Below are 23,084 nucleotides of genomic sequence, written 5' to 3'. Positions count from 1 at the left end.
CTCACCGGCCGCCCAGACAGTCGCAAAGGGGTTAGAGTGCGCCCAGCTCGCGCAGGGCGATGGCGAGTTTTTCTTTCATGGCGGCCTTGTCGACCATGTTGTCCAGCGATACCAGCCGGCCGTCGACCCCCATGCTGACCAGCTGTTCGGCGATGTCGCGGGTGGCGACAAAGATCTCGGCGCGCTCGCTGCCGGCGGAGGCGAGATCCCGGTGATCCACCTCGGCTGTCACGGCCAGCTCCTTGAGAATGCTCTTGATGCTCATCTCCATCATCAGGCTGGTGCCCAGGCCGTGTCCGCATACAACCAGAATCTTCATGTGCTCTTCCTCTGTCAGGCGCAGGGCGCCACTCAATAACGCGCCAGGATGCGCAAGATGTCGTCTTTGCTGGTGGCCGCCATGATGGCCGCCACGTCTTCTTCATTCATGAACAGCTCGGCCAGCTGGGCGATGGTCTCCACGTGGGAGTTGCTGTCGCTGGCGGCCAGGGTGACCAGCAGCTGGACCGGGTCGTTGCCCTCGGAGCCGAAGTTGACCCCCTCCTTCAGCACGGTCAGCGCCAGTCCCAGCCGGTTGACGCCGTCTTCCGGGCGGGCGTGGGGCATGGCCAGGCCCGGGCCCAGCACATAGTAGGGGCCGAGCTCTTCGTGGGAGCGATAGAGCGCCGCCACGTAGGAGGGCTCTATGGTGCCGTTGGCCAGCAGGGGGGCGGTGGCCAGCTCGATGGCGTGACGCCAGTCGCGGGCGCCCGCTTCGATGGAAATGACCTCCTCGGTCAGCAATTGGGTCAGCATGGCAATGTCCGGGCTGGATAAGATGGCGCCAATCTAGCGATCTTGCCGGCTGATAACTGTGAGCCTGATCCCGAAAGTTAGCGCTACCAGATAGCGCTAACATCGATCTGTGATAGCGCTATCATTTCTCTCATGGAAGGGATTCATCTTGCCCCTTATCTGGCTCAAAGGAGGTAAAATCCGGTTTGAGCAAATAGTCAGTGCCGCGCTTTTGCCTTAAAGTGAGCACCCGTATGCCGAGGAAGGGAAGGATGTCAGAAGCGAAGAAACGCCGTAGCACGGGTCGGGTGACCCTCAACGATGTGGCCCAGCTGGCCGGCGTGGGGGCCATGACGGTGTCGCGCGCCCTGCGCACCCCCGAGCTGGTGTCCGACAAGATGCGCGAGCGCATCGAGGCGGCGGTGGACGAACTCGGCTATATCCCCAATCGGGCGGCGGGGGCGCTGGCGTCCGCCACCTCCCAGACCATAGTGGTGATCGTGCCCAGCCTGACCGAGTGTGGCTGCGGCGAGGTGATCGCCGGGCTGCAGCAGACGCTGCGGGGCGAGGGCTACCAGATCATGCTGGGGGATGCCCAGCACCTCAAGCAGCAGGAAGAGAGCCTGCTGACCAGTTTTTTGCAGCACAATCCGGCGGCCGTGGTGCTGTTTGGCAGCGATCCCGGCGAGACCATCCGCCAGCGGCTGCAGGCGGCCCGCCTGCCGGTGGTGGAGGTGGGGGCCATGGCCCGCAGCCCCATCGACATGAACGTCGGGGTCTCCAACTTCGATGCCGGCTACCAGCTGACCCGCCACCTCATCGAGCGCGGCTACCGCAATATCGGTTTTCTCTGCGCCCGCCAGGAGCAGTGGATGCTGCAGCAACGCATGCAGGGCTGGCAGAAGGCGCTGCTGGACAACTACCTCTCCCCCGACGCCATCATCAATACCTCGGAGCGGCCCAGCTTCAGCACGGGGGCGGCCATGCTGGGGGAGTTCCTGCTGCGCTGGCCCGAACTGGATGCGCTGGTCTGCGTCAACGACGAGCTGGCGGCCGGGGTGCTGTTCGAATGCCAGCGTCGCCACCTGAACGTGCCGGGCAAACTCGCCATCGCCGGTTTCGACGATCTGGACGTGGCGCGGGCCTGCTATCCGGCACTCACCTCGGTCCGCATCCCCTATCAGCGGATGGGGCAGGAGGCCGCCGATCTCATCTTGCGTCAGCTGGCCGGTGAACCCGTCATGGGCTCGGCGCTGACCCTCGATTTCCAGCTGCAGAAGCGGCAAAGCAGCTGACCCCTTTCACACTCATCAAAGAGGCAACCATGTTCAAGGCTCTGTTACTGGAAAACCAAGACGGCAAGACGGTGCCGACCCTGACCCGGCTGGACGAGAGCCAGCTGCCGGCCGGCGAGGTGCGGGTGGCGGTGAGCTACAGCTCCCTCAACTACAAGGACGGGCTGGCCATCACCGGCAAGGGCAAGATAGTGCGCCAGTGGCCGCTGGTGCCCGGCATCGACTTCGCCGGCACCGTGCTCGAATCTGCCGACGACCGCTATCAGCCGGGCGACAAAGTAGTGCTGACCGGCTGGGGCGTGGGGGAAGGGCACTGGGGCGGCATGGCCGAACAGGCGCGGGTCAAGGCCGACTGGCTGGTGCCGCTGCCGGCCGGGCTGGATGAGCGCCAGGCCATGTGCATCGGCACCGCCGGTCTGACCGCCATGCTCTGCGTGCTGGCGCTGGAAGAGGCGGGAGTGACCCCGCAGAGCGGCGAGATCCTGGTGACCGGCGCCGCCGGTGGGGTGGGCTCCACCGCCGTCGCCTTGCTGGCCGCGCTGGGTTATCAGGTGGCGGCCCTGACCGGCCGTCCAGAGGAGCAGGGCGAGCTGCTGACCGCGCTCGGCGCCAGTCGCATCGTGCCGCGCAGCGAGCTGCTGGAGCCCGCCAAGCCGCTGGAGAAGCAGCTGTGGGCCGGGGCGGTCGATACCGTCGGCAGTCAGGTGCTGGCCAAGCTGCTGGCTCAGATGAACTACGGCGGCGCCGTGGCGGCATGCGGGCTGGCAGGTGGCTTCGATCTGCCCACCAGCGTGATGCCCTTCATCCTGCGCAACGTGCGGTTGCAGGGGGTCGATTCGGTGATGTGCCCGCTGGCGCGCCGCCAATTGGCGTGGCAGCGACTGGCGCGGGATCTGCCTGCCAGCTTCTTTGCGCAGGCGGTCACCGAGATCGGGCTGGAGCAGGTGGCGGAGGCCGCCGAAGCCATCACCCAAGGGCAAATCGCAGGTCGCACCCTGGTCAAACTTTGATCCAGCCCTGACTGGCGAGCCCCATTTTTCTGGATAGACTTTGAGTGCGGGTGCACTATCCAAGGAGAATGAGCATGGGTGGACACAAGCCGGATTACGATCTCGATGACGATTGGGAGCCGGAATCCTGGGAAGAAGAGCTGGATGAATGGGAAGACGAGAGCTGGCAGGATGATGACCCTCTCGACGACCAGTAATCCGCGTATTGAATACACAGGCGGGCCTCGGGCCCGCCTGTTTTTTTGGGCGGCTCACAGGAATGGGGAGAGGCGCTTGGAGGGGGCTGCGGCTCTGGCTAGAATGAACTGCCCAAACGACACTCAAGGATGATTATGCGACTCTCGGTGATAGTGTTTGCCGTTCTGCTCGGGGGCTGCGCCTCCCATTCGGACGATCCGTGCGAGAAGGTGTGGAGCGAGGTGGGGGAGGCCGATGGCAAGCTGGGCTTTACCGCCGAGCGGGTCGAGTTTCATCAGGCCCAGTGCGGTGAGAAGGTGGATGCCGAGCTGTGGAAACAGGGGCATCAGAAGGGACTGGCCTGGTATTGCCGGCCGGAGCACCTCTATCTGGCGGGCCGTTCCGGTGGCGAGTATCGCGGGGTCTGCCCCAATGACGTCCAGGCGCGCCGGCTGTTCGAGCAGGGCCGCCAGGGCTGGACCGATCAATAGCCGGGCTGGCGGCTCAGGCTTCTTTCTCTTTCAACCGCAGCGGCTGACACAGATAGCTCTTGTCGTTGGCGCTGCGGGCACACTTGCCGCAGACGAACTTGGGTTTGCGCACGATTTTGCGCAGGGTCTTGAGATCGGCCGGGATCTCGCTGCGACGCCATTCACACAGGGTCTTGTTGCCCATCTCGACTACCTCGACAACTCGGTGGGCCCTAGTGTAATCAATTTTCATTTCTAAAACAGCGAGCGGGCCCGGATGATCTCGCGGCCCGCTCGTGGTGACGGGAGATTACTGATAGAGGAACTTGGTAAAGATCAGCTCGCGCACCGCCTTCTTGCCGGTTTCCTTCACCAGCAGCTCGTTGGCCCTAGTCTGGCACTCCTTGCGCAGGTCTTCGCGGCTGACCAGCGACTTGATCTGGTCGGCACTCTTGCTGCCCATCAGGCGGATGATGGCGTCACGAATGAGGGGGTCATGCTGCTCCAGCAGCTTGAGGTCGGCCTCGTTCTCGGCCATCAGCTCCACCGTCACCCGGACGTAGCCGAGGGTTTTGCCATCGCTCAGGTAGTTGGTGATGATGTCGGGATCCAGCAGGTGATAGAAGAAACCCGGCTTGGCGGCGGCAGCTTCCCCTTCTGCAGGGGCTTCCCCCCCTTCGGAGGCATAGGCCTGAAGTGCACCGCAGCTTAGCAACAACACCAGCAGAAATTTGAATAGCTTCATAGGGATGGCTCATCAGCAAGAGATACCCCATTTTTGATGCTGCCATCGGGGCCGTCAAGCACGGATGTTCTTACAATTCTCGATTGATTTACGGATAATAAACCGGATTTTAACCTGATAACGGAAATCTCCGGATGGTGAAGCTGTGAAGTCCGAGTTGACTGTTCCCCTTGCCCGGCTCGTGCCCTGGCAGACGCCCGCGCAGTGCGAGCCGCCCGAGGCCTTGCTGCCCTGGTTGCTGGAGGCCGATTCCATGACCCGGCGCCTGCGCCGCCACAATCGCCACTTCTCGGTACAACTGTTTGGCAATCGCAGCGTCGCCCTCGACGCCGACGAGCAGCAGCTGGTGGTCGCTGAGCAGCCCATGGGTCTGTGTCGCGAGGTGATCCTGCACGGCGATCATGGGCCGGCCGTGCTGGGCTGGACCCTGTTTGCCGAAGCCGCGCTGCAAGAGAGCGGCTTGCGCGAGTTGGGTGAGCAACCGCTGGGTGAACGTATCTTTGGTGACGAGCCTGCCCGGCGCGATCATCTGCAACTGGCCTGTTTCGAGATTGCGAGCAATCCCTGGTGTCCGGCCGGCACCGTCTGGGGACGTCGTTCCCGTCTGTTTCTGGGGCAATGGCCACTGCTGGTCCATGAACTCTTCTTGCCCTCTCTGTCATGCAACAAGGAGCTGGAGTGAATCTGTTAACCAAGGAGCGGGGACTGGCCTACGTGCAGTTGGCCCGCATCGACAAGCCCATCGGTACCCTGCTGCTGCTGTGGCCGACCCTGTGGGCACTGTGGCTGGCGGCTGACGGCCTGCCGGATCTCTGGACCCTGCTGGTGTTCGTGGTGGGGGTGTTTCTGATGCGCTCCGCCGGTTGTGTCATCAACGACTATGCGGATCGCAACTTCGACGGTCACGTGAAGCGCACCGCCGGCCGACCGCTGCCCATGGGCAAGGTCAAGCCGCGGGAGGTGCTGGCGCTGTTTGCGGTGCTGGCGCTCATCTCGTTCGCCCTGGTATTGACCATGAACCCGCTCACCATCGGCCTGTCGTTCGCGGCCCTGCTGCTGGCGGTCTGCTACCCCTTCATGAAGCGCTATATCCCGATCCCCCAGCTGGTGCTCGGCATGGCCTTCTCCTGGTCGATTCCCATGGCCTATGCGGCCCAGGCCAACGCCTTGCCGGCGGTGGCCTGGCTGGTGTTTCTCGCCAACCTGCTGTGGACCATCGCCTACGACACCCAGTACGCCATGGTGGACCGGGACGACGACCTCAAGCTCGGCCTCAAGTCGAGCGCCATCCTGTTCGGCCGCCACGACAAGCGGATCATCGGCGCGCTGCAGTTGCTGACCCTGCTGATCCTGCTGCTGGTGGGGCAGTTGAGCGAACTGGGCTCCAGCTACTACTGGTCGCTGCTGGCGGCGGCGGCGCTGTTCGTCTATCAGCAGCGGCTGATCCGCGAGCGGCAGCGGGAGGCCTGCTTCCAGGCATTTCTCAACAACAACTACGTGGGGGCGCTGATCTTTGCCGGGGTAGTGATCAACTACCTGTGAGCCAGCCCCTGTCATGAAAAAAGGCCGCATGTTGCGGCCTTTTTTATGCTGTCGTGCAAGCGGGGTCAGAGCCGATTGCCGGCCTGGATGGTGCGGCGGATCTTGGTGCTCAGCAGCGGCACTATGTTGTCGGCCAGCGCCTGGAAGCGGCCCAGATCCGGCTTGCAGCCCGGGTCGAGGTAGCCTTCGCTGCGCAGGGTGTGGATCAGGGTGCTGAACAGCTTCTGGTCGAAGAACTCGGGGGCGTTGATGCCGTGCAGGGTGCCGAGGCGCTCCGCCATCATCAGGCCGTCCGCCTCCAGCTGCTCGGCCTCGATGCGGGGCTGGGCCAGCACCCGGGTCAGCACGATGGCGTAGCGCTGCAGAGTCTCCTGAATGCTCTCGGCCAAGAGCAGCAGGCGAGTCTGGTTGACCGGATTGACCCAGAAGCCGCCGTCGCGGGCCTCGATCAGCTGCTGGCGCTGCAGTTCGGCCAGCAGGGCATCGACCAGCTCCGGCAGCTCGTCCTCTTCATAGCGCAGGAACAGCTCGGTCTTGAGCAGCGGGTAGATGTCGATGCAGCGGGCAACGATCTCGCCGCGGGAGATCCCCTCGCAGCGTTCGATCAGCGCCGCCACCAAGGAGGGCATGGCAAACAGATGGAGGATGTTGTTGCGGTAGTAGGTCAGCAGGATCGCCTGATAGCGGTCCAGGCTGACGATCTGGCCCAGCTTGTCCTCGCTCACCTCGAACTTGTTGAGCTCCATCGCCTGATCCAGCAGGGTCTTGGCATCCTCGTCCGGGATGGTACTGTGCGGGCTGTAGGGCACCTGCTTGAGCAGATCCAGATAGGTGTTGAGCTGGGCCTGCAGTTCGTCGCGGGTCAGGGCATGGCGCTCGGCGGCCAGCAGCGCCAGCGCGCTCAGGGTCAGGCCGTTGACGGCGGCAGCCCCGTTGATGCGGGTCATCAGCAGCTCGGCCAGCTGGTTGACGGTGGGCGCCATCCACTCGGGACGCTCCTCCTCGCCGATGTGCTCCTTCCAGCTGGGCACGTGCTCGTTGAGGTAATTGTTGAGGGTCAGCGGCTCACCGAAGTTGACGAAGCCGCGGCCGTAGTTGCGCAGCTTGCGCAGGATGCCGAGCACCTGCAGGAAGCTCTCCTTCTCCTTGCGGCTGCCCTTGAGCTCGTTGTGGTAGGTGTTCACCTCCATCACGTGCTCGTAGCCCAGATAGACGGGCACCAGGGTCACCGGTCTGTCCAGCCCGCGCATCATGGCCTGCAGGGTCATCGCCAGCATGCCGGTCTTGGGTGGCAGCAGGCGGCCGGTACGCGAACGCCCGCCCTCGGTGAAGAACTCCACCGAATAACCCTTGGCAAACAGCAGGTTGAGGTATTCCCGAAATACCGTGCTGTAGAGCGGGTTGCCCTTGAAGGTGCGGCGGATGAAGAAGGCGCCGCCGTGGCGGAAGATCGGGCCCGCCGGCCAGAAGTTGAGGTTGATGCCCGCCGCGATGTGGGGCGGCACCATACCCTGGTGGTAGATGACGTAGGAGAGCAGCAGATAGTCCATGTGGCTGCGATGGCAGGGCACATAGACGATCTCGTGTCCTTCCTGGGCCAGCTGGCGCACTTTCTCGGCGCCGTTGACCGAGAGGCCGCGGTAGAGCTTGTTCCACAGCCAGCCGAGGAAGCTTTCGCCGAGCCGGATCAGCCGGTAGGAGAAGTCGGAGGCGATCTCGTCCATGTAGCCGTGGGCCCGTTTCTGGGCTTTCTCCAGGCTGATCCCCTCGCGCTGGGCCTCTTCCTCGATGGCCTGTTGAATGACGTTCGAATCGAGCAGCTGTTTGAACAGCAGGTTGCGGTTGGGCAGCTTGGGGCCGGTGGCCGCCAGCTGCTGGCGGCTGAAGTGGGTGCGGGCGACCCGCGCCAGCTTGTGGGCGATGGCCTCGTCGGTGCCGTGCTTGTCCGCCATGTGACGCAGGGAGAGCGGCGGGGAGAAGCGCACCAGGTTCTCGCGCCCTTTCAGGATCACGATCAACGCCTTCTTGAGGCGGTTTGGTGCCAGGCTGCTGATGATGTTCCAGCCGGAGGCCTCCTCGCCTTCCCGGCCGGGGGCACGGCCCCAGAACAGGGTGACGGGCACCACCTGGATATCCAGCGCCGGATCCTGCTTGTGCAGATCCAGCAGCTGGTGGAATTCCTGCAGGAAGGGCAGCGGCTTGCTGCGCTTGCCGAACAGGGGAGGCGGACGGTCCAGACAGACATAACGGGGCAGCAACTGGCCGTTCAGCTCCAGCGGGGTGAAGGGGCCGGGCAGGCCGAGATCCTCGCAGCACTGTTGCAGGGTCATCAGGTCGGTGATCGAGCTGGTCTTCAGGGCGTAGACGATGGGTCTGGCCGGATCCAGCTTGAGCTCGGTGATGGGATTTTCCGGCAGGCTCTTGTGATTGACCAAGCCGCTGACCGGCCATTGCAAGATGGCTCTGGAAATGTTCTGTCCAAGGGACATGTGCGTCTGCTCTCCAAAAAAATGCGGCGTGAGCATAGCAAATCACCGACTGCTTGTCGCCGAGAGGTACGATGAGTCGGCTGCGCGGGATCAAATCTGCAGCAAATGAGTGCCAGGCCGCGACAAATGTCAGCTGCGCCTTGCCTTGGCCACTGCACTGTATATACTGCCAGTGTGCTGTATAAAAAGACAGGTGCCCATGCTATGAAACCCCTTACTCCCCGCCAGGCCGAAGTGCTGGAGTTGATCAAGGCGAACATGAACGAAACCGGCATGCCGCCGACTCGCGCCGAGATAGCCCAGAAGCTTGGTTTCAAGTCGGCCAATGCGGCCGAGGAACATCTGAAGGCCCTGGCCAAAAAGGGGGTCATCGAGATCATGCCGGGCACGTCCCGCGGCATCCGCCTGTTGCTCGAAGAGGAAGAGCCGCTGGAAGAGAGCGGTCTGCCGCTGATTGGCAAGGTGGCCGCCGGCGAGCCCATCCTGGCGCAGGAACATATCGAGAGCCACTACCAGGTGGATCCGGCCCTGTTCCACCCGCGAGCTGACTTCCTGCTGCGGGTACAGGGCATGAGCATGAAGAATATCGGCATTCTGGATGGCGACCTGCTGGCGGTGCACAAGACCCAGGAGGTACGCAACGGCCAGGTAGTGGTGGCACGGCTCGACGAGGATGTCACCGTCAAGCGCTTCCAGCGCAAGGGCAGCCAGGTGTGGTTGCTGCCGGAGAACGAAGAGCTCTCCCCCATCGAGGTGGATCTCTCCTGCCAGCAGCTCACCATCGAGGGGCTGGCGGTCGGTGTCATTCGCAACGCCGACTGGATGTAATCCCCGCCACGAAACGGCCTCCTGCGGGAGGCCGTTTCGTTTCTGTACTCCTTTCCCCATGATTTCAATCAGATCCTGATACCCGCCATTTTTGTCTGCGGGCGGTGACCGCAGGCGATTCATTTCAGATATATCATTTGGTAAGGCGGACTCGTTGGCTTGAGCCGCCCCGCTGCTCGCCATGACGCGCGTTATCCAGATCGCTGGTAGCAGGAACCCGGAGGGCAGCAGGAAAAAACAACAGCCTCGTGCGGTGTGCAGCTCACACCCTGCAAAGAGGCGCTTGCGGGATAGAAGGGAGAGTGGCCAGGGCGCCGGCAGTCGGCACCGCAGCGGCACACTCGCGCAGTCGACACGCGGCAGTCATCGACTCATTCACCCTAGTGGTGATGGGCGGTGCCGGTTGGCGTGGCCTGTTGATCGAGGAGGACAGGTATGGCTTCAAGCTCGCCATGGGATCCGGGTCTGGCATCGCCCGTTTCTTCCATCACCCGTTTCATCAAGGGTAACCGGATGACCCGTTTCTATGCCCTCTGGGTACACCACAAGGGTGCCTGCTGGACCATTTGGCTGGGGTGCCCCAAGGACAAGATTGTCCGGCTGGTGCGCCTGTTTCACAGCCATCATGACGGCGGGCTGGCCGACTCCCCCTGGACCGCCCCCGTCATCCCGCTGCGGGTACAATCCAGACGCCCGCATGAGCGGCGCCGACAGCAGCCCTGAGCATCACTGCTTCTTGTGCAGCCCCACCTCATGGTGGGGCTGTTGTTTTGGGCGGGTTCGGGCCGGCATCACCGGCCCTTGCGTCATCTTCTGACGGAAGTTGGCCAGCGAACGGGCATCCGCTACAAGGGGGTGACCGGTGCGGCGCTGGCTGGGTTACAATGGCTCTTCCATTCGGGCCCGGTTGGCGGGTATGTCGAAGTGAAAGGGTCTGCTCTCTTATGGTTAAACCGCGTTACCCCTTGCTGTTTCTGCTGCTGGTCGGGGGCATGATGGCCGGATTTTACTGGAACCAGCCCTCCCTGCCCGAGCATGCCGACTACTACCCGGCGGGGCGGGACATCAATCCGTTCGCCTTCACCGATCAGGATGGTCAACCCTTCGTCCCCGCCAGCCTGACCGGCCACTGGACCTTCCTGTTCGTCGGCTACACCTTCTGTCCCGACATCTGCCCGACCACTCTGGCGGATCTACGTTCCGTCTACCCCGAGCTGAAAAAGATCGCCCCGAGCAGCCAGGTGGTGTTCATTTCGGCGGATCCGCAGCGGGACGACGTGGCCCGCCTCAAAACCTATACCGCCTTCTTCAACCCGGAGTTCAAGGCGGCGACCGGCCCCCACGACAAGCTGTTCCCGTTCGTGCGCAATCTGGGGCTCATCTACTCCATTGCCGACCAGGGTGAGAAGGACTACCTGATCGACCACTCCGCCTCCATCGTGTTGATCAATCCGGCCGGCAAGCTGGAGGCCGTGTTTCGCCCCCGTCTGAGCGAGGGCAGTGTGCCCAGGGTCGTCATGGCGAGCATGGTGTCGGACTTTGCCAAGATAGTGCGGCTGGACGACGCATGATGAGCAACGGACTCCCTCCGACATGTTGACCCCCGTCTGGTGGCGGGACGGGCGGCGCCACCGCGCCGTGTTTGCCCTGGCCCTGCCCATGGTGTTTTCCAATGTCACCACTCCGCTGCTGGGGCTGGTGGATACCTGGGTGATCGGTCATCTCGGCCAGGCCTGGTTCCTCGGCGGCGTGTCGGTCGGCGCCACCCTCATCAACCTGCTGTTCTGGCTGCTCGGCTTCCTGCGGATGTCCACCACCGGCTTGACCGCCCAGGCTCATGGCGCCAGCAGCCCGGCCGGCCAGCTCGACACCCTGGCCCGTGCGCTGGGGCTCGCCGTCGGGCTGGGAGTGACGTTGCTGCTGCTGCTGTTGCCGCTGATCCCCACTCTTATCGCCCTCAGCGGTGGCTCCGCTGAGGTGCAGCACTATGCCGCCGAGTATGTCTCGGTGCGGGTCTGGAGCGCCCCGGCGGCGCTCTGCAACCTGGTGATCATGGGTTGGCTGCTGGGCATGCAGGATGCGCGTAGCCCCATGCTGCTGCTGATCTTCACCAATCTGGTCAACATGGGGCTCGATGCCTGGTTCGTGCTGGGGCTGGGCTGGCAGGTGCAGGGAGTCGCCGCCGCCTCGCTGCTGGCGGACTACAGCGCACTCGGGTTGGGGCTCTGGCTGGTGAGCCGTCACCTGCACCGGCTGGCCGCGTCGGCGTGGCAGGGGGCCTGGCAGCGCTGGCGCCAGTGGCCTGCGTTGTTGCGACTGCTGGCCCTGAACCGGGACATCTTCATCCGCTCCCTCTGCCTGCAACTCTGTTTCGCCTTCATGACCCTGCAGGGTGCCAGGCTGGGGGATGTGGCGGTGGCGGCCAATGCGGTGCTGCTCAACTTCCTGATGCTGATCTCCTACGGGCTGGATGGCTTTGCCTACGCGGTGGAGGCCATGGTGGGCCGCGCCATCGGGCGGCGGGATCGGCAGGGGCTGCGGGAGGCCATCGTCCTCAATCTCGGCTGGGCGCTGCTGATTGCCCTGACGTTCAGCCTGCTGTTTGCGGTGGGCGGCAGCCGGCTGATCGCGCACATCACCGATCTGCCGGCGGTGATCGCCGCCGCCAATGCGCAGCTGCCCTGGCTCATCGCCATGCCGCTGCTAGCGGTCTGGTGCTTCCTGCTGGACGGGGTCTTCATCGGGGCGACCCGAGCCAGGGAGATGCGCAACAGCATGCTGGTGGCGGCACTGTGCGGCTTCTTCCCGGTCTGGTGGCTCTGTCAGGGTTGGGGCGTGGCGGCCTTGTGGGCCGCGATGGCGGCCCTGATGGCGGGGCGGGGGCTGACGCTGGGCTGGCTCTGCTGGCAGCTGGAGCGAGATGGCCGGCTGCTGCACTCAGCCCACGGGGTGGGAGCGGCGCAGCAGGCCTCCTCCTGACCTCAGCGCCTGCCTGGAGCTGTCGGGTTCACTCCTGCAGCGAGCCGGCGTAGCCCAGCTGGCGCCAGCTTTCGTAGACAAACACCGCCACCGCATTGGCGAGGTTCATGCTGCGGCTCTGGGGCAGCATGGGGATGCGCAGCCGCTGCTCGAACGGCAAGCGCTCGATGATCTCGATGGGCAGGCCGCGGCTCTCGGGCCCGAACAGCAGGGCATCGCCTGCGGCAAACTGCACCGCCGAATGGGCGGTGCGCCCCTTGGTGGTGCAGGCGAATACCCGCGTCGGTGCCACCGCCGCCAGAAAGGCCTCGAAGTTCGGCCAGCGCTTCACCTCGGCAAACTCGTGGTAGTCGAGCCCTGCCCGCTTCACCCGCTTGTCATCCCACTCAAACCCCAGCGGCTCTATCAGGTGCAGTCGATAGCCGGTGTTGGCGCAGAGGCGGATGATGTTGCCGGTATTGGGCGGAATTTCCGGTTGGTAGAGCACGATGTCGAGCATGACTGCGTCCTGATGGGGCGAAAAGGGCGCCAGCATACCCAGCGCCCGTACGGATGAAAAGAGCCTGCTCAGCTGATGGGCAGGCGGATGGTGATGGTCAGCCCGGCCGGTTGATTGCTGCTGGCGCGGATGGTGCCGCCGTGGCGCGCAATGGCCTCCGCGGCGATGGCCAGCCCCAGCCCGGTGCCGCCGGTCTTGGCGTTGCGGGCATCGTCCACCCGAAAGAAGGGCAGGAACAGCTGGGCCTGCTGCGCCACCGGCACGCCGGGGCCGTCGTCGCGGATGGTCATCACCCACTCCAGACCCTCCCGATACCAGTCCACCTTGATGAACTCGCGGGCGTATTTGAGCGCGTTGCGCAGTGGATTCTCCAGTGCCCGGGCCAGCAGATCGGGCCACATCCGCAGCGATTCAGCCGGTAGCGGCGGCAGCCTGAGCTGCTTGCCGCTCTGGTTGGCCTCGAACATGGCGTCGTCCAGGATGGGCTCCAGCAGCTCGGCCAACGGCATCACCACCGGTGCTTCCACATGCTGCTGTACCCGCGACAGGTCGAGCAGGTCACCGATCAGCTTGTCGAGCCGGCCGATCTCCGATTCGATCCGTACCAGCTCGTTGCTGTCCCCCTGTTTGCGGCGGATCAGCGCCTGCGCCAGCTGGATGCGGGTGAGCGGGCTGCGCAGCTCGTGGGAGATGTCGGAGAGCAGCTGCTTCTGCTTCTGGATCATGTTCTTGAGGGTATCGACCATGTGGCTGACGTGATCCGCCAGCTGGCCTATCTCGTCCCGCCGTCCCAGGTTGGGGATCTGTGCCTCCAGATTGCCCTCCGCCAGCTGGGAGACCGACTGCTGCAGCTGCAGGATGGGGCGGGTCAGTCGCCAGGCCAGCAGCAGACAGAGCGGGGTGCTGACCAGCATGGCGATGCCGAGGATCTGGATCGGGTGATCCAGGATCTGGATGAACAGGAACAGATAGGAGTTCTCGACATTGAGGCCAAAGTAGATGTGATAGATCTGGCCGTGATGCGTCATCTGGAAGGGGCCGGCGATGGCCCGCTTGTGTTCGCTGCCCAGCATGGGCTTGGCCGGGTTGTCCGAGTCGAGCATGAAACGGATCACGAACTTGCTCAGGCGGGTGCTGGACTGCATCTGCCCCTTGGCATCGCGCAGATAGATGTTGTCGACCGGCAGCAGGCCGGCGGCATCGATGGCCTGGGCCAGATCGAAATCCTGATTGGGGTCGGCCCCCTTCTGCAGTGCCTTCAGGTTGTTGTTGAGGCGGGTGATCTCGTGGGCCGGCAGCGGAATGATGTTGCGGGGATCCAGGGTTGGCAGGATCACCACGGCGGCCACCACCAGCAACAGCATGAACCAGAACCAGAGGAAGATCTGGGTGGAGAGACCGTTGAAGGTGCGGGCGGTTCTCATGCCTGTTCCAGCCACAGATAGCCTCTGCCGCGCACCGTCTTGAAGCGGGGCTGGCCATCGGTGCGCTCCGGCAGCTTCTTGCGCAGGTTGCTCAGGTGCATGTCGATGGCGCGATCGAAGGGCTCGAGCTTCTTGCCGAGCACCAGCTCGGAGAGCTGGCTCTTGCTGACGATCTGGCCCGGGTTGCGCAGCAGGCACTCCAGCAGGCCGAATTCGGTGGCGGTCAGCTCCAGCAGTTCGCCGTGGCAGCTGGCCTGCTGCAGGCCGGGTTGCAGCACCAGATCCATGAAGCGCACCTCTTCCGAGCTGCCGCCGCGCTGGGGCGGGGTGCTCTGGGTACGGCGCAGGATGGCGCGCACCCGGGCCAGCAGCTCCCGATCGTCGAACGGCTTGGCGAGGTAGTCGTCAGCCCCGGCCTCGAGCCCGTTGACCCGGTCCTGGCTGTCGCCACGGGCGGTCAGCATCAGCACCGGGGTATCGTGGGTCTTGCGCAGCCGGGCCAGCATGGCGAAGCCGTTGAGCTTGGGCATCATCACGTCCAGCAGCACCAGGTTGAAGTGCTGTTCAGCCAGCCGTTGCAAGCCCTCTTCGCCATCCTCGGCGACGGTCACCTGGAAGCCTTCCAGGGTCAGAATTTCGGTGAGCAACTGGGTCAGCTCGAGATCGTCGTCGACCAGGAGTATTTTGTGCATCTGAAGTCATTCCGCTGATTTTTCGCGCCAATCCGGCGTCGGGGTCAGGGTATAATAGATTTTTAACCGCAAGAGGAAAGCCGGTTTTGAGCCATCAACAATATTCCCGCTGGGTGACGCTGGCCAGCATGGCCGCCGTCACGACCGCCACCCTGCTGATCACCGGCAAGCTGATCGCCTGGCTGATGACCGACTCCTCGAGCCTGCTGGCCTCCCTCACCGACTCCTTCATGGACGTGAGCGCCTCCATCATCAACCTGCTGGCGATCCGCTATGCCCTGTCACCGGCCGACGACGAACACCGCTTCGGCCACGGCAAGGCGGAGTCGCTGGCCGGGCTGATCCAGGCGGCCTTTATCTCCGGTTCCGCCCTGCTGCTGGTGATGCACGGCATCTCCTCCCTGCTCAAGCAGGCACCGCTGGAGCGACTCGAGGCGGGTCTGTGGGTCAGTGGTGGCTCCATCGTGCTGACCCTGCTGCTGGTCAGCTTCCAGAGCCTGGTGATCCGCAAAACCAACAGCGTGGCCATCAAGGCCGACATGCTGCACTACCGCTCCGACCTGCTGCTCAACGGCGGCGTGCTGCTTGCACTGGTGCTGGCGGGGCAGGGCTGGTACTGGGCCGACGGCCTGTTTGCCATCCTGATCGGGCTGTTCCTGCTGTGGGGAGCGCTGCACATCGGCTATGAATCGGTGCAGGCGCTGCTCGATCGTCAGTTGCCAGCCGAGGAACAAGCGAGAATAATGGCCCTCTGCTGTGACGTCGAAGGTGTACACGGGGTGCATGATCTGCGCACCCGCCAATCCGGTCCGACCCGTTTCGTGCAGTTGCATCTGGAACTGGACGATCAGCTCCCTCTGGTCAAGGCCCATCAGATTGCCGATGAAGCCGAACTGGCGGTTCGTCAGGCGTTCGAGCGCATGGATGTCATCATTCATATGGACCCCATCTCCGTGGTGCACAAGGAACAGCAAGGCACTCCCTCAGAACAACAGTAGGCTGCAACATGGATGATCTGGTTGCCAGAACCTGGCAAAAAATTCAGCAAGAAGCGGCGAGCATGGCGACCGAAGAGCCCATGCTGGCCAGCTTCTTCCACTCCACCATTCTCAATCACAAGAACCTGCGTTCGGCCCTCAGCTTCCAGCTGGCCAACAAGCTCGACAGCGCCACCATGCCCGCCATCGCTCTGCGCGAGGTGATCGAGCTGGCCCTGCGCAGCGAGCCCGAGCTGCTGGCGGTCGTGGCGGCCGACATCTGTGCGGTGCAGGAGCGTGACCCGGCGGTCGATCTCTTCTCCACCCCGCTGCTCTACCTCAAGGGATTCCATGCCCTGCAGGGCTACCGGGTCGCCAACTGGCTGTGGCGCCAGGGGCGTCGCTCGCTGGCGCTCTACCTGCAGAACCAGATCTCGGTGGTGTTCGGGGTGGACGTGCACCCGGCCGCCCGCATCGGCAAGGGCATCATGTTTGACCATGCCACCGGCATAGTGGTGGGTGAGACGGCGGTGATCGAGGACGATGTCTCCATCCTGCAGAGCGTTACCCTGGGTGGTACCGGCAAGGAGAGCGGCGATCGCCACCCCAAGATCCGGGAAGGGGTGATGATAGGGGCGGGCGCCAAGGTGCTCGGCAATATCGAGGTGGGCATGGGAGCCAAGATCGGCGCCGGCAGCGTGGTTATCAACCCGGTGCCGCCGCACACCACGGTGGCGGGCGTACCCGCCAAGATCGTGGGGCGTCCGGAGTGCGACAAGCCTTCGCTGGACATGGATCAGTGTCTCTGATCCCCTGACCGAGGTGCATCGATGGCCAAGCGCTGGTCGGGTTATCTGATCCTGGGGATGTGGCTGCTCAATCTGCTGCACCTCTATCTGGGATTTTCCCCCTGGCCGGCGGCCATCGCGGCCTGGGGGGCCTCGCTGCTCACCTGGCCCTGGCTGGTGGGGGCGGCACGGCGCCAGGCGCTGGCCCTGTACGGGGCGGCGCTGGCACTGCTGATCTTCTCCTGCTGGCAGGGGGCAAGCCTCACAGCCGGTGACTGGCTACTGCCCAACATCAACATGCTCACCATGTTTGCGGCGGTGAGCACCCTCAATCTCGCCACCTCGGGTCTTTTGACCGGCACCACCTCATGGCAAGGGCGCAAGGGGCTGTGGAGCACCATGGCCAGCCTCAACCTGCTGGGGGCCGTCATCAACCTCTCGGTGCTGTTCATCATCGGCGATCGGCTGGAACGGGGCGGTACTCTGGAGCGGCGTCAGGTGCTGGTGCTGAGCCGGATCTTCTGTGCGGCGGCCTTCTGGTCCCCCTTCTTCGTGGCCATGGCGGTGGCGCTCACGTATGCGCCCGGCCTGCAGCTGTCGCGCATCCTGCCGTTCGGGTTGGTGGCGACCCTGCTGGCGATGGGGCTGACCGCCTGGCAGGTGGAACGGCTGGGGGTGGCGGACTTTGCCGGCTATCCACTGCGGCTGCAGACTCTGGGATTGCCGGTGGCACTGGCGCTGCTGGTGCTGCTGATCAAGCAGATCTGGCCGGATCTCGGCATCCTGGCGGTGATCGCCCTGGTGGCGCCACTGCTGGCCTTTGCCTTCATGCCGAGTGCGGGGCGTGGCCCGGCCCTCAAGCGGCAGGTGGTGGAACGCTTCCCTGCCATCGGTGGCCAACTGGTGCTGTTTCTGGGGGCGGGCCTGCTGGCCGCCGGCATCAACAGTGCGCTGTCGGTGCTCGAGCTGGGTGGCGGCCACGGCTTGCCCTTCTTTCATCATTTCGGCTGGCTGGAGTCTTCGCTCACTTTGTTGCTGATCCTGCTGGTGGCCATCGTCGGGGTACACCCGCTCATCAGCATCTCAGGATTGGCGCCGCTGCTGTGGCCGCTCTCGCCAGATCCCAGCCTGCTCGGCATGTGCTTCCTGCTGGGCTGGGGGCTGGCCACCGGCACCAGCCCGCTCTCCGGCTCAAACCTGGCGCTGGCCTCCCGCTACAACCTGAGTGCCGGGGCGATTCTGCGCGGCAACCTGCTCTACGGCCTGCTGATGTACGGGGTTGCCTGTCTGCTGCTGGGGGCCTATATCGCCCTGCACGCCTGAGGATGCGGGCTCTCGGCACGGGCGTGCAGGGCGGTTGTGCAGGGGCGGGGTGGCGACTTGTGCGGGGCCGGCCGTGGCCCGGGCACAGGATGCGAGAAAAATAGACGCATATTTAGGCAATACATCCATGGAAGGCGCATTTTACAGCGCACCGGCTTGTTTGTGCCGATAGGCTCGGGGTATGCTGGCTTCACGCGCTTGAATCGCCCTCTGTGGGGCATCGCAATTGAACATACAGGTATGCATATGTCACTAGAAGTCCTTGAGCAACTCGAATCCAAAGTACAATCCGCCGTCGACAACATCTCCCTGCTGAAGATGGAGCTGGACGAGCTGAAAGAGCAGAACAACAAGCTGCAAGACGAGAACCATCAGCTGCGCAACGAGCACGTCGCCTGGCAAGAACGTCTGCGTGCCCTGCTGGGCAAGATGGACCAGATGGGCGAAAGCATCTGAGTCGTCGCCATCCGCGAGAATTGAAAACGGGCCGCTCCATGAGCGGCCCGTTTGTTTGGGTCAGTCTGGCAATCAGAGTGCCAGCAGCTGTTTGACGGTCTTCTCGATGCCGTCCGCCGCTTCCACTATGTTGTTGGCCAGCATGTAGGCGGGGGTGGAGATCACCTTGCGCTCCTGATCCACCACGAACTCGTTGACCGGGCAGTTGAGGTGGCTGCCACCCATCGCCTCGATGGCGTTGGCGGTACCCTCGTCATGGCCTATGGTGGCCAGGGTGCCAGCGCCATAGATGAGCGGGATCATGGCCGGTGCGATGCAGATGTAGGCGGCCGGCTTGCCAGCCCTGGCGAAGCTCTGGCACGCCTTCAGTACATCCGGCTGGATTTGGCACTCGGCCCCCTTGATGGCGAAGTCGCACAGGTTCTTGGCGGCACCAAAGCCACCCGGCACCAGCAGGGCATCGTAGTCGGCCGCATCCAGTTCGGCCACGTCCCTTATCTGGCCGCGGCAGAGGCGGGCCGCTTCAACCAGCACGTTGCGGCGTTCGCCTTCACTCACTTCCCCGGTCAGGTGGTTGATCACATGGAGCTGTGGAACATTGGGAGCGAAGCACTGGACTGCTGCGCCCTGCCTGGCCAGCGCCAGCAGACTGATAACGGCCTCGTGGATTTCGGCCCCGTCAAAGACGCCACAGCCACTCAAGATCACGGCCACTTTTTTCATGACAGACTCCTCGTTGTTGAAAATGTGAGCCAGAATGGATTGTTGTACTTTTGTATGGTTATCGTTCGTCCTCAGCTGGTCAAGTCATCTTGCTGTGCTAGGATTGTTTCGTTTTGGATCCTGCCGTACTTACTCCCTTAAATTTTTTTCCACATTGATCGAGATCATTCAAGTCGTCTCGCGATCGGTTTTTACATGTGCAACCAATTGTTATTTATTGGTTTTTATATTTTTGTGCACAGTTTCATCACTGTGGTTCATACTGCCCCCCATTTTTGAGCACAGAGTTATCCACAGATTGATGGCCTGTGAGGATCCGCCGGAAGGGTCTTTGCCCCTCTTGGTGTGAGGGGGGCCCTGTGGCATCCTAGCGGCTGTTTATCTCTGGCAGGACGATTTCATGGCCCCTAGCAATCCCCTTATTCTGGTCGACGGCTCTTCATATCTTTACCGCGCCTTCTTTGCCTCCCAGCAGGCCGATCTGCGCACCTCGACCGGTTTGCCGAGCGGCGCCGTCCGTGTCATGGCCAACATGATGCGCAGCCTGCGCAAGCAGTACCCCGACTGCCACGTGGCCGTGGTGTTCGATGCCAAGGGCAAGACCTTTCGCGACGACATCTACCCCGAATACAAGGCCAACCGGGCCAGCATGCCGGACGATCTGCGCAGCCAGGTCGCGCCTATCCATCAGATGATCAAGGCGATGGGTTTCCCCTTCCTGATGGTGGAAGGAGTGGAGGCCGACGACGTGATCGGTACTCTGGCCCGCCAGGCGACCGAGAAGCAGCTGCCGGTGCTGATCAGCACCGGCGACAAGGACATGGCGCAGCTGGTCTCCGACCATGTCACCCTGATTGACACCATGAAGGACGTGAAGACCGATCGGGAAGGGGTGATCGAGAAGTTCGGCGTACCGCCCGAGCTCATCATCGACTACCTGGCCCTGATGGGGGACAAGGTGGACAACATTCCCGGCATGACCGGCGTCGGCGAGAAGACCGCGCTGGCCCTGCTGCAGGGGATCGGCAGCATCGACGAGATCGCCGCCAACCTCGACAAGGTGGCTGCGCTCGGCTTCCGTGGCTCCAAGGCATTTGCCGACAAGTTCCGCGAGCAGGAAGAGCAGGTGCGCCTCTCCTATGTGCTGGCCACCATCAAGACCGACGTGGCGCTGGAGCAGAGTCTGGAAGAGCTGCAGCTCGGCCCCATCGACAAAGAGGCTCTGCTGGCGGTCTATCGTGAGTACGAGCTGCGCAACCTGATCAAAGAGTTGGAGTCCGGTGGCGCTGAGGAGAGCGAAGCCGAGGGTGATGATGAAGGTGCTGCTCCGGTAGCCGCCATCGAAACCGACTATCGCTGCATCCTGGATGAGGCTGAATTCGATGAGTGGCTGGCCCGTCTGCAGGCGGCGCCGCTGTTTGCCTTCGATACCGAGACCACCAGTCTCGACTATATGGAGGCGCGCGTCGTGGGCGTCTCCTTTGCCATCGAGCCGGGCAAGGCGGCCTACGTGCCTTTCGGTCACGACTATCTGGGGGCGCCGGTGCAGCTGACCGAGTTCGTGGTGCTCGGCAAGCTCAAGCCGCTGCTGGAAGATCCGGCCCGTCTCAAGGTGGGGCAGAACCTCAAGTACGATCGCAACGTGCTGCTCAATCATGGCATCGAGCTGCAGGGTATCGCCTACGACACCATGCTCGAGTCCTATGTGCTCAACTCCACCGCCAGTCGCCACGACATGGATTCGCTGGCCCGCAGGTATTTGAACGCCGAGACCATCTCGTTCGAAGACATTGCCGGCAAGGGGGTCAAGCAGCTCACCTTCAACCAGATTGAACTGGAGCAGGCTGCTCCTTACGCGGCGGAAGATGCCGACATCACCCTGCGTCTGCATCAGACGCTGTGGGGCAAGCTCTCTGCCGAGCCGGGCCTCGCCAAGGTGTTCAGCGAGATCGAACTGCCCCTGCTGCCGGTGCTGGCGCGGATGGAGCGGCTCGGTACCACCATCGAACCCAAGCTGCTGCATCAGCAGAGTCAGGAGATCGAAGAGCGTCTGGCAGAGTTGGAGAAACAGGCTCACGAGCTGGCAGGGCAGGAGTTTAATCTCTCCTCGCCCAAGCAGCTGGGGGAGATCCTTTTCACCAAGCTGGGGCTGCCGATCATCAAAAAGACCCCCAAGGGAGCGCCATCCACTGCGGAAGAGGTGCTGGCCGAGCTGGCGGAGACCTATGAGCTGCCGCAACTGCTGATGGAACACCGTGGGCTGGCCAAGCTCAAGTCCACCTACACCGACAAACTGCCGCTGATGATCAAGCCGCAGACCGGGCGGGTACACACCTCCTATCATCAGGCGGTGGCGGCGACCGGTCGGCTCTCGTCCACCGATCCCAACCTGCAGAACATCCCGGTACGCAACGAACAGGGGCGCCGCATCCGGCAGGCCTTCATCCCGTGTGCCGGTTACAAGCTGGTGGCGGCGGATTACTCCCAGATCGAGCTGCGCATCATGGCGCACCTCTCCGGTGACAAGGGGTTGCTGACCGCCTTCGCCGAGGGCAAGGACATCCACAAGGCGACCGCCGCCGAGGTGTTCGGGGTCGCACTCGAGGCGGTGACCAGCGACATGCGCCGCAGTGCCAAGGCGATCAACTTCGGCCTCATCTACGGCATGAGTGCCTTCGGTCTGGCCAAGCAGCTGGGGATCGGTCGCGCCGAAGCGCAGAAGTACATGGATCTCTACTTCGAACGCTACCCGGGCGTGCTGGAGTACATGGAGCGCACCCGCCAGCAGGCGGATGCTCAGGGTTATGTTGAAACCCTGTTTGGCCGTCGCCTCTATCTGCCGGATATCAAGTCCCGCAACGCCGGTCTGCGCAAGGCGGCCGAACGGGCCGCCATCAACGCCCCCATGCAGGGTACGGCCGCCGACATCATCAAGCGTGCCATGATCAATGTGGATGGCTGGATCCGCGGAATTGAAGACCAGTCGATCCGCATGCTGATGCAGGTGCACGATGAACTGGTGTTCGAGATCCGCGAAGAGAAGCTGGAGGAGTACATCGCCATCATCAAGGAGAAGATGTCAGCCGCAGCCGAGCTGCATGTGCCGCTGGTGGTGGAAGCGGGTACCGGTGACAACTGGGATCAGGCCCACTGACCCCGTCTGATGGTCATATAGCTATCATAAGAAGAGAAGCCCGGCATCATGCCGGGCTTCCTGTTTGTGGCTACCGGGGGTCAAGCTTCTTGCAGATACTCGTCCTTGAGCAGTACATAGTTGTCGGCCGAGGTCTTGAGGAAGGCGATCTCGGCCGGCTTGAGGGCGCGAGCCTGCTGGACCGGATTGCCCATATAAAGAAAACCGGCCTCGAGCCGCTTGCCCGGTGGCACCAGGCTGCCCGCCCCGATCATCACATCGTCTTCAACGATCACCCCATCCAGCAGGATGGCACCCATGCCGACCAGCACCCGGTCGCCGATGGTGCAACCGTGCAGCATGGCTTTATGACCGACCGTGACATTCTCGCCGATCAGCAGTGGATAGCCGCCGGGGTTGCTGGCGCTCTTGCGGGTCAGGTGCAGCACTGTACCGTCCTGAATATTGCTGCGTGCACCGATGCGGATATGGTTCACATCCCCCCGCGCCGCCACCATGGGCCAGATGCTGGCATCATCACCCAGCTGGATATCCCCCACCAGGGTGGCGCAGGGGTCCACATATACCCGTTTGCCCAATTGCGGGCGTTTTCCTTTGTAAGGTCTCAGTCGCAAGTCCATCTCGGCCTCCTTGTTTTCGGCCATTCTAGCAATTCGAGACTGGTTTCTGTGGATAAGTTTGTATAAAAGCTGTGCTTGGATATGAATAACTAAAAAAGTGCAGTTTTTTGCAATTTTAT

Annotated in this window: 25 protein-coding genes; 15 read left to right on the top strand and 10 right to left on the bottom strand. The window is 63.1% G+C overall.

Annotated elements, in window-relative coordinates; genetic code table 11:
• Positions 1–31: 31 nt before the first annotated feature.
• A complete protein-coding gene (locus OKB87_RS22505; RefSeq protein WP_026142047.1) occupies positions 32–319 on the bottom strand; it encodes a PTS sugar transporter subunit IIB in 288 nt (95 codons plus the stop codon).
• A 32-nt stretch (positions 320–351) separates the two neighbouring features.
• Positions 352–795: a PTS sugar transporter subunit IIA gene (locus OKB87_RS22500; RefSeq protein WP_241417014.1), complete on the bottom strand. Its 444-nt coding sequence runs from the start codon at positions 793–795 to the stop codon at positions 352–354.
• Positions 796–1,046: 251 nt separating this feature from the next.
• Here OKB87_RS22500 and OKB87_RS22495 point away from each other — a divergent pair, with 251 nt between their 5' ends.
• The 4 genes from OKB87_RS22495 to OKB87_RS22480 all read left to right on the top strand — a co-directional run bounded on the left by OKB87_RS22495 (position 1,047) and on the right by OKB87_RS22480 (position 3,747).
• Positions 1,047–2,069: a LacI family DNA-binding transcriptional regulator gene (locus OKB87_RS22495; protein WP_024946139.1), complete on the top strand. Its 1,023-nt coding sequence runs from the start codon at positions 1,047–1,049 to the stop codon at positions 2,067–2,069.
• A 29-nt stretch (positions 2,070–2,098) separates the two neighbouring features.
• A complete protein-coding gene (acuI, locus tag OKB87_RS22490) occupies positions 2,099–3,079 on the top strand; it encodes an acrylyl-CoA reductase (NADPH) (RefSeq protein WP_043160333.1) in 981 nt (326 codons plus the stop codon).
• Between the two features lie 74 nt (positions 3,080–3,153).
• The gene (locus OKB87_RS22485; RefSeq protein WP_016349017.1) at positions 3,154–3,276 is read left to right on the top strand and encodes a hypothetical protein; all 123 of its coding nucleotides are present in this window, start codon (positions 3,154–3,156) and stop codon (positions 3,274–3,276) included.
• Between the two features lie 129 nt (positions 3,277–3,405).
• Complete coding sequence (locus tag OKB87_RS22480; RefSeq protein ID WP_011704195.1) at positions 3,406–3,747, top strand: DUF2799 domain-containing protein; 342 nt, start codon at positions 3,406–3,408, stop codon at positions 3,745–3,747.
• Between the two features lie 13 nt (positions 3,748–3,760).
• Here the strand turns inward: OKB87_RS22480 and OKB87_RS22475 are convergent, their stop codons facing one another.
• Both OKB87_RS22475 and OKB87_RS22470 read right to left on the bottom strand, forming a co-directional pair.
• Entirely contained in the window at positions 3,761–3,931 is a 171-nt protein-coding gene (locus OKB87_RS22475; protein WP_005307551.1) for a hypothetical protein, read from the bottom strand.
• 105 nt (positions 3,932–4,036) lie between these two features.
• A complete protein-coding gene (locus OKB87_RS22470) occupies positions 4,037–4,471 on the bottom strand; it encodes a flagellar basal body-associated FliL family protein (RefSeq protein ID WP_011704197.1) in 435 nt (144 codons plus the stop codon).
• A gap of 145 nt (positions 4,472–4,616) precedes the next feature.
• On the opposite strand from OKB87_RS22470, the gene OKB87_RS22465 reads away from it, so the two are divergent.
• Entirely contained in the window at positions 4,617–5,153 is a 537-nt protein-coding gene (locus OKB87_RS22465; protein ID WP_011704198.1) for a chorismate--pyruvate lyase family protein, read from the top strand.
• Positions 5,150–6,013, top strand: a complete 864-nt coding sequence (ubiA, locus tag OKB87_RS22460) for a 4-hydroxybenzoate octaprenyltransferase (RefSeq protein ID WP_011704199.1) — start codon at positions 5,150–5,152, stop codon at positions 6,011–6,013. Before OKB87_RS22465 ends, ubiA begins: the two co-directional genes overlap by 4 nt.
• 65 nt (positions 6,014–6,078) lie before the next feature.
• Here ubiA and plsB read toward each other — a convergent pair whose 3' ends face one another.
• On the bottom strand, positions 6,079–8,502 hold the full coding sequence (gene plsB, locus OKB87_RS22455) for a glycerol-3-phosphate 1-O-acyltransferase PlsB (protein ID WP_270828569.1): 2,424 nt from the start codon (positions 8,500–8,502) through the stop codon (positions 6,079–6,081).
• Between the two features lie 204 nt (positions 8,503–8,706).
• Between plsB and lexA the strand changes: the two genes are divergently transcribed.
• From lexA to dinF, 4 genes are all read left to right on the top strand, one after another.
• Positions 8,707–9,330 (top strand): transcriptional repressor LexA, encoded by a 624-nt coding sequence (gene lexA / locus OKB87_RS22450; RefSeq protein ID WP_011704201.1) that lies wholly within the window; start codon positions 8,707–8,709, stop codon positions 9,328–9,330.
• Positions 9,331–9,765: 435 nt separating this feature from the next.
• Entirely contained in the window at positions 9,766–10,053 is a 288-nt protein-coding gene (locus tag OKB87_RS22445; protein ID WP_270828568.1) for a hypothetical protein, read from the top strand.
• Positions 10,054–10,274: 221 nt separating this feature from the next.
• Entirely contained in the window at positions 10,275–10,901 is a 627-nt protein-coding gene (locus tag OKB87_RS22440; RefSeq protein WP_024946134.1) for an SCO family protein, read from the top strand.
• A 22-nt stretch (positions 10,902–10,923) separates the two neighbouring features.
• The gene (gene dinF, locus OKB87_RS22435) at positions 10,924–12,309 is read left to right on the top strand and encodes an MATE family efflux transporter DinF (RefSeq protein WP_270828567.1); all 1,386 of its coding nucleotides are present in this window, start codon (positions 10,924–10,926) and stop codon (positions 12,307–12,309) included.
• Positions 12,310–12,337: 28 nt separating this feature from the next.
• Here the strand turns inward: dinF and trmL are convergent, their stop codons facing one another.
• The 3 genes from trmL to OKB87_RS22420 form a co-directional block, all read right to left on the bottom strand.
• A complete protein-coding gene (trmL, locus tag OKB87_RS22430; protein WP_270828566.1) occupies positions 12,338–12,808 on the bottom strand; it encodes a tRNA (uridine(34)/cytosine(34)/5-carboxymethylaminomethyluridine(34)-2'-O)-methyltransferase TrmL in 471 nt (156 codons plus the stop codon).
• 68 nt (positions 12,809–12,876) lie between these two features.
• Entirely contained in the window at positions 12,877–14,232 is a 1,356-nt protein-coding gene (locus OKB87_RS22425; protein WP_270828565.1) for an ATP-binding protein, read from the bottom strand.
• Positions 14,229–14,924: a response regulator gene (locus tag OKB87_RS22420; RefSeq protein ID WP_045790907.1), complete on the bottom strand. Its 696-nt coding sequence runs from the start codon at positions 14,922–14,924 to the stop codon at positions 14,229–14,231. The genes OKB87_RS22425 and OKB87_RS22420 overlap by 4 nt, the downstream gene beginning before the upstream one ends.
• A gap of 86 nt (positions 14,925–15,010) precedes the next feature.
• Here OKB87_RS22420 and fieF point away from each other — a divergent pair, with 86 nt between their 5' ends.
• From fieF to OKB87_RS22400, 4 genes are all read left to right on the top strand, one after another.
• Entirely contained in the window at positions 15,011–15,922 is a 912-nt protein-coding gene (fieF, locus tag OKB87_RS22415; protein ID WP_016349026.1) for a cation efflux pump FieF, read from the top strand.
• A gap of 8 nt (positions 15,923–15,930) precedes the next feature.
• Positions 15,931–16,710, top strand: a complete 780-nt coding sequence (gene cysE / locus OKB87_RS22410) for a serine O-acetyltransferase (protein WP_011704210.1) — start codon at positions 15,931–15,933, stop codon at positions 16,708–16,710.
• Positions 16,711–16,731: 21 nt separating this feature from the next.
• On the top strand, positions 16,732–18,012 hold the full coding sequence (locus tag OKB87_RS22405; RefSeq protein WP_263681251.1) for a hypothetical protein: 1,281 nt from the start codon (positions 16,732–16,734) through the stop codon (positions 18,010–18,012).
• 246 nt (positions 18,013–18,258) lie between these two features.
• A complete protein-coding gene (locus tag OKB87_RS22400) occupies positions 18,259–18,468 on the top strand; it encodes a cell division protein ZapB (RefSeq protein ID WP_016349028.1) in 210 nt (69 codons plus the stop codon).
• A 72-nt stretch (positions 18,469–18,540) separates the two neighbouring features.
• On the opposite strand, the gene elbB is transcribed toward OKB87_RS22400, so the two are convergent.
• Complete coding sequence (gene elbB / locus OKB87_RS22395; RefSeq protein ID WP_024946128.1) at positions 18,541–19,191, bottom strand: isoprenoid biosynthesis glyoxalase ElbB; 651 nt, start codon at positions 19,189–19,191, stop codon at positions 18,541–18,543.
• Between the two features lie 400 nt (positions 19,192–19,591).
• Between elbB and polA the strand changes: the two genes are divergently transcribed.
• Complete coding sequence (gene polA / locus OKB87_RS22390; RefSeq protein WP_270828564.1) at positions 19,592–22,345, top strand: DNA polymerase I; 2,754 nt, start codon at positions 19,592–19,594, stop codon at positions 22,343–22,345.
• Between the two features lie 80 nt (positions 22,346–22,425).
• Here the strand turns inward: polA and OKB87_RS22385 are convergent, their stop codons facing one another.
• Positions 22,426–22,965 (bottom strand): gamma carbonic anhydrase family protein, encoded by a 540-nt coding sequence (locus OKB87_RS22385; protein ID WP_270828563.1) that lies wholly within the window; start codon positions 22,963–22,965, stop codon positions 22,426–22,428.
• Positions 22,966–23,084 lie beyond the last annotated feature (119 nt).

Origin of the sequence: Aeromonas sp. Y318-1, from assembly GCF_027706125.1 — a bacterium.
Lineage (GTDB): Bacteria > Pseudomonadota > Gammaproteobacteria > Enterobacterales > Aeromonadaceae > Aeromonas > Aeromonas hydrophila.
Note: the sequence above shows the minus strand (reverse complement) of the source record. Positions and strands in the feature narration are given on the sequence as shown.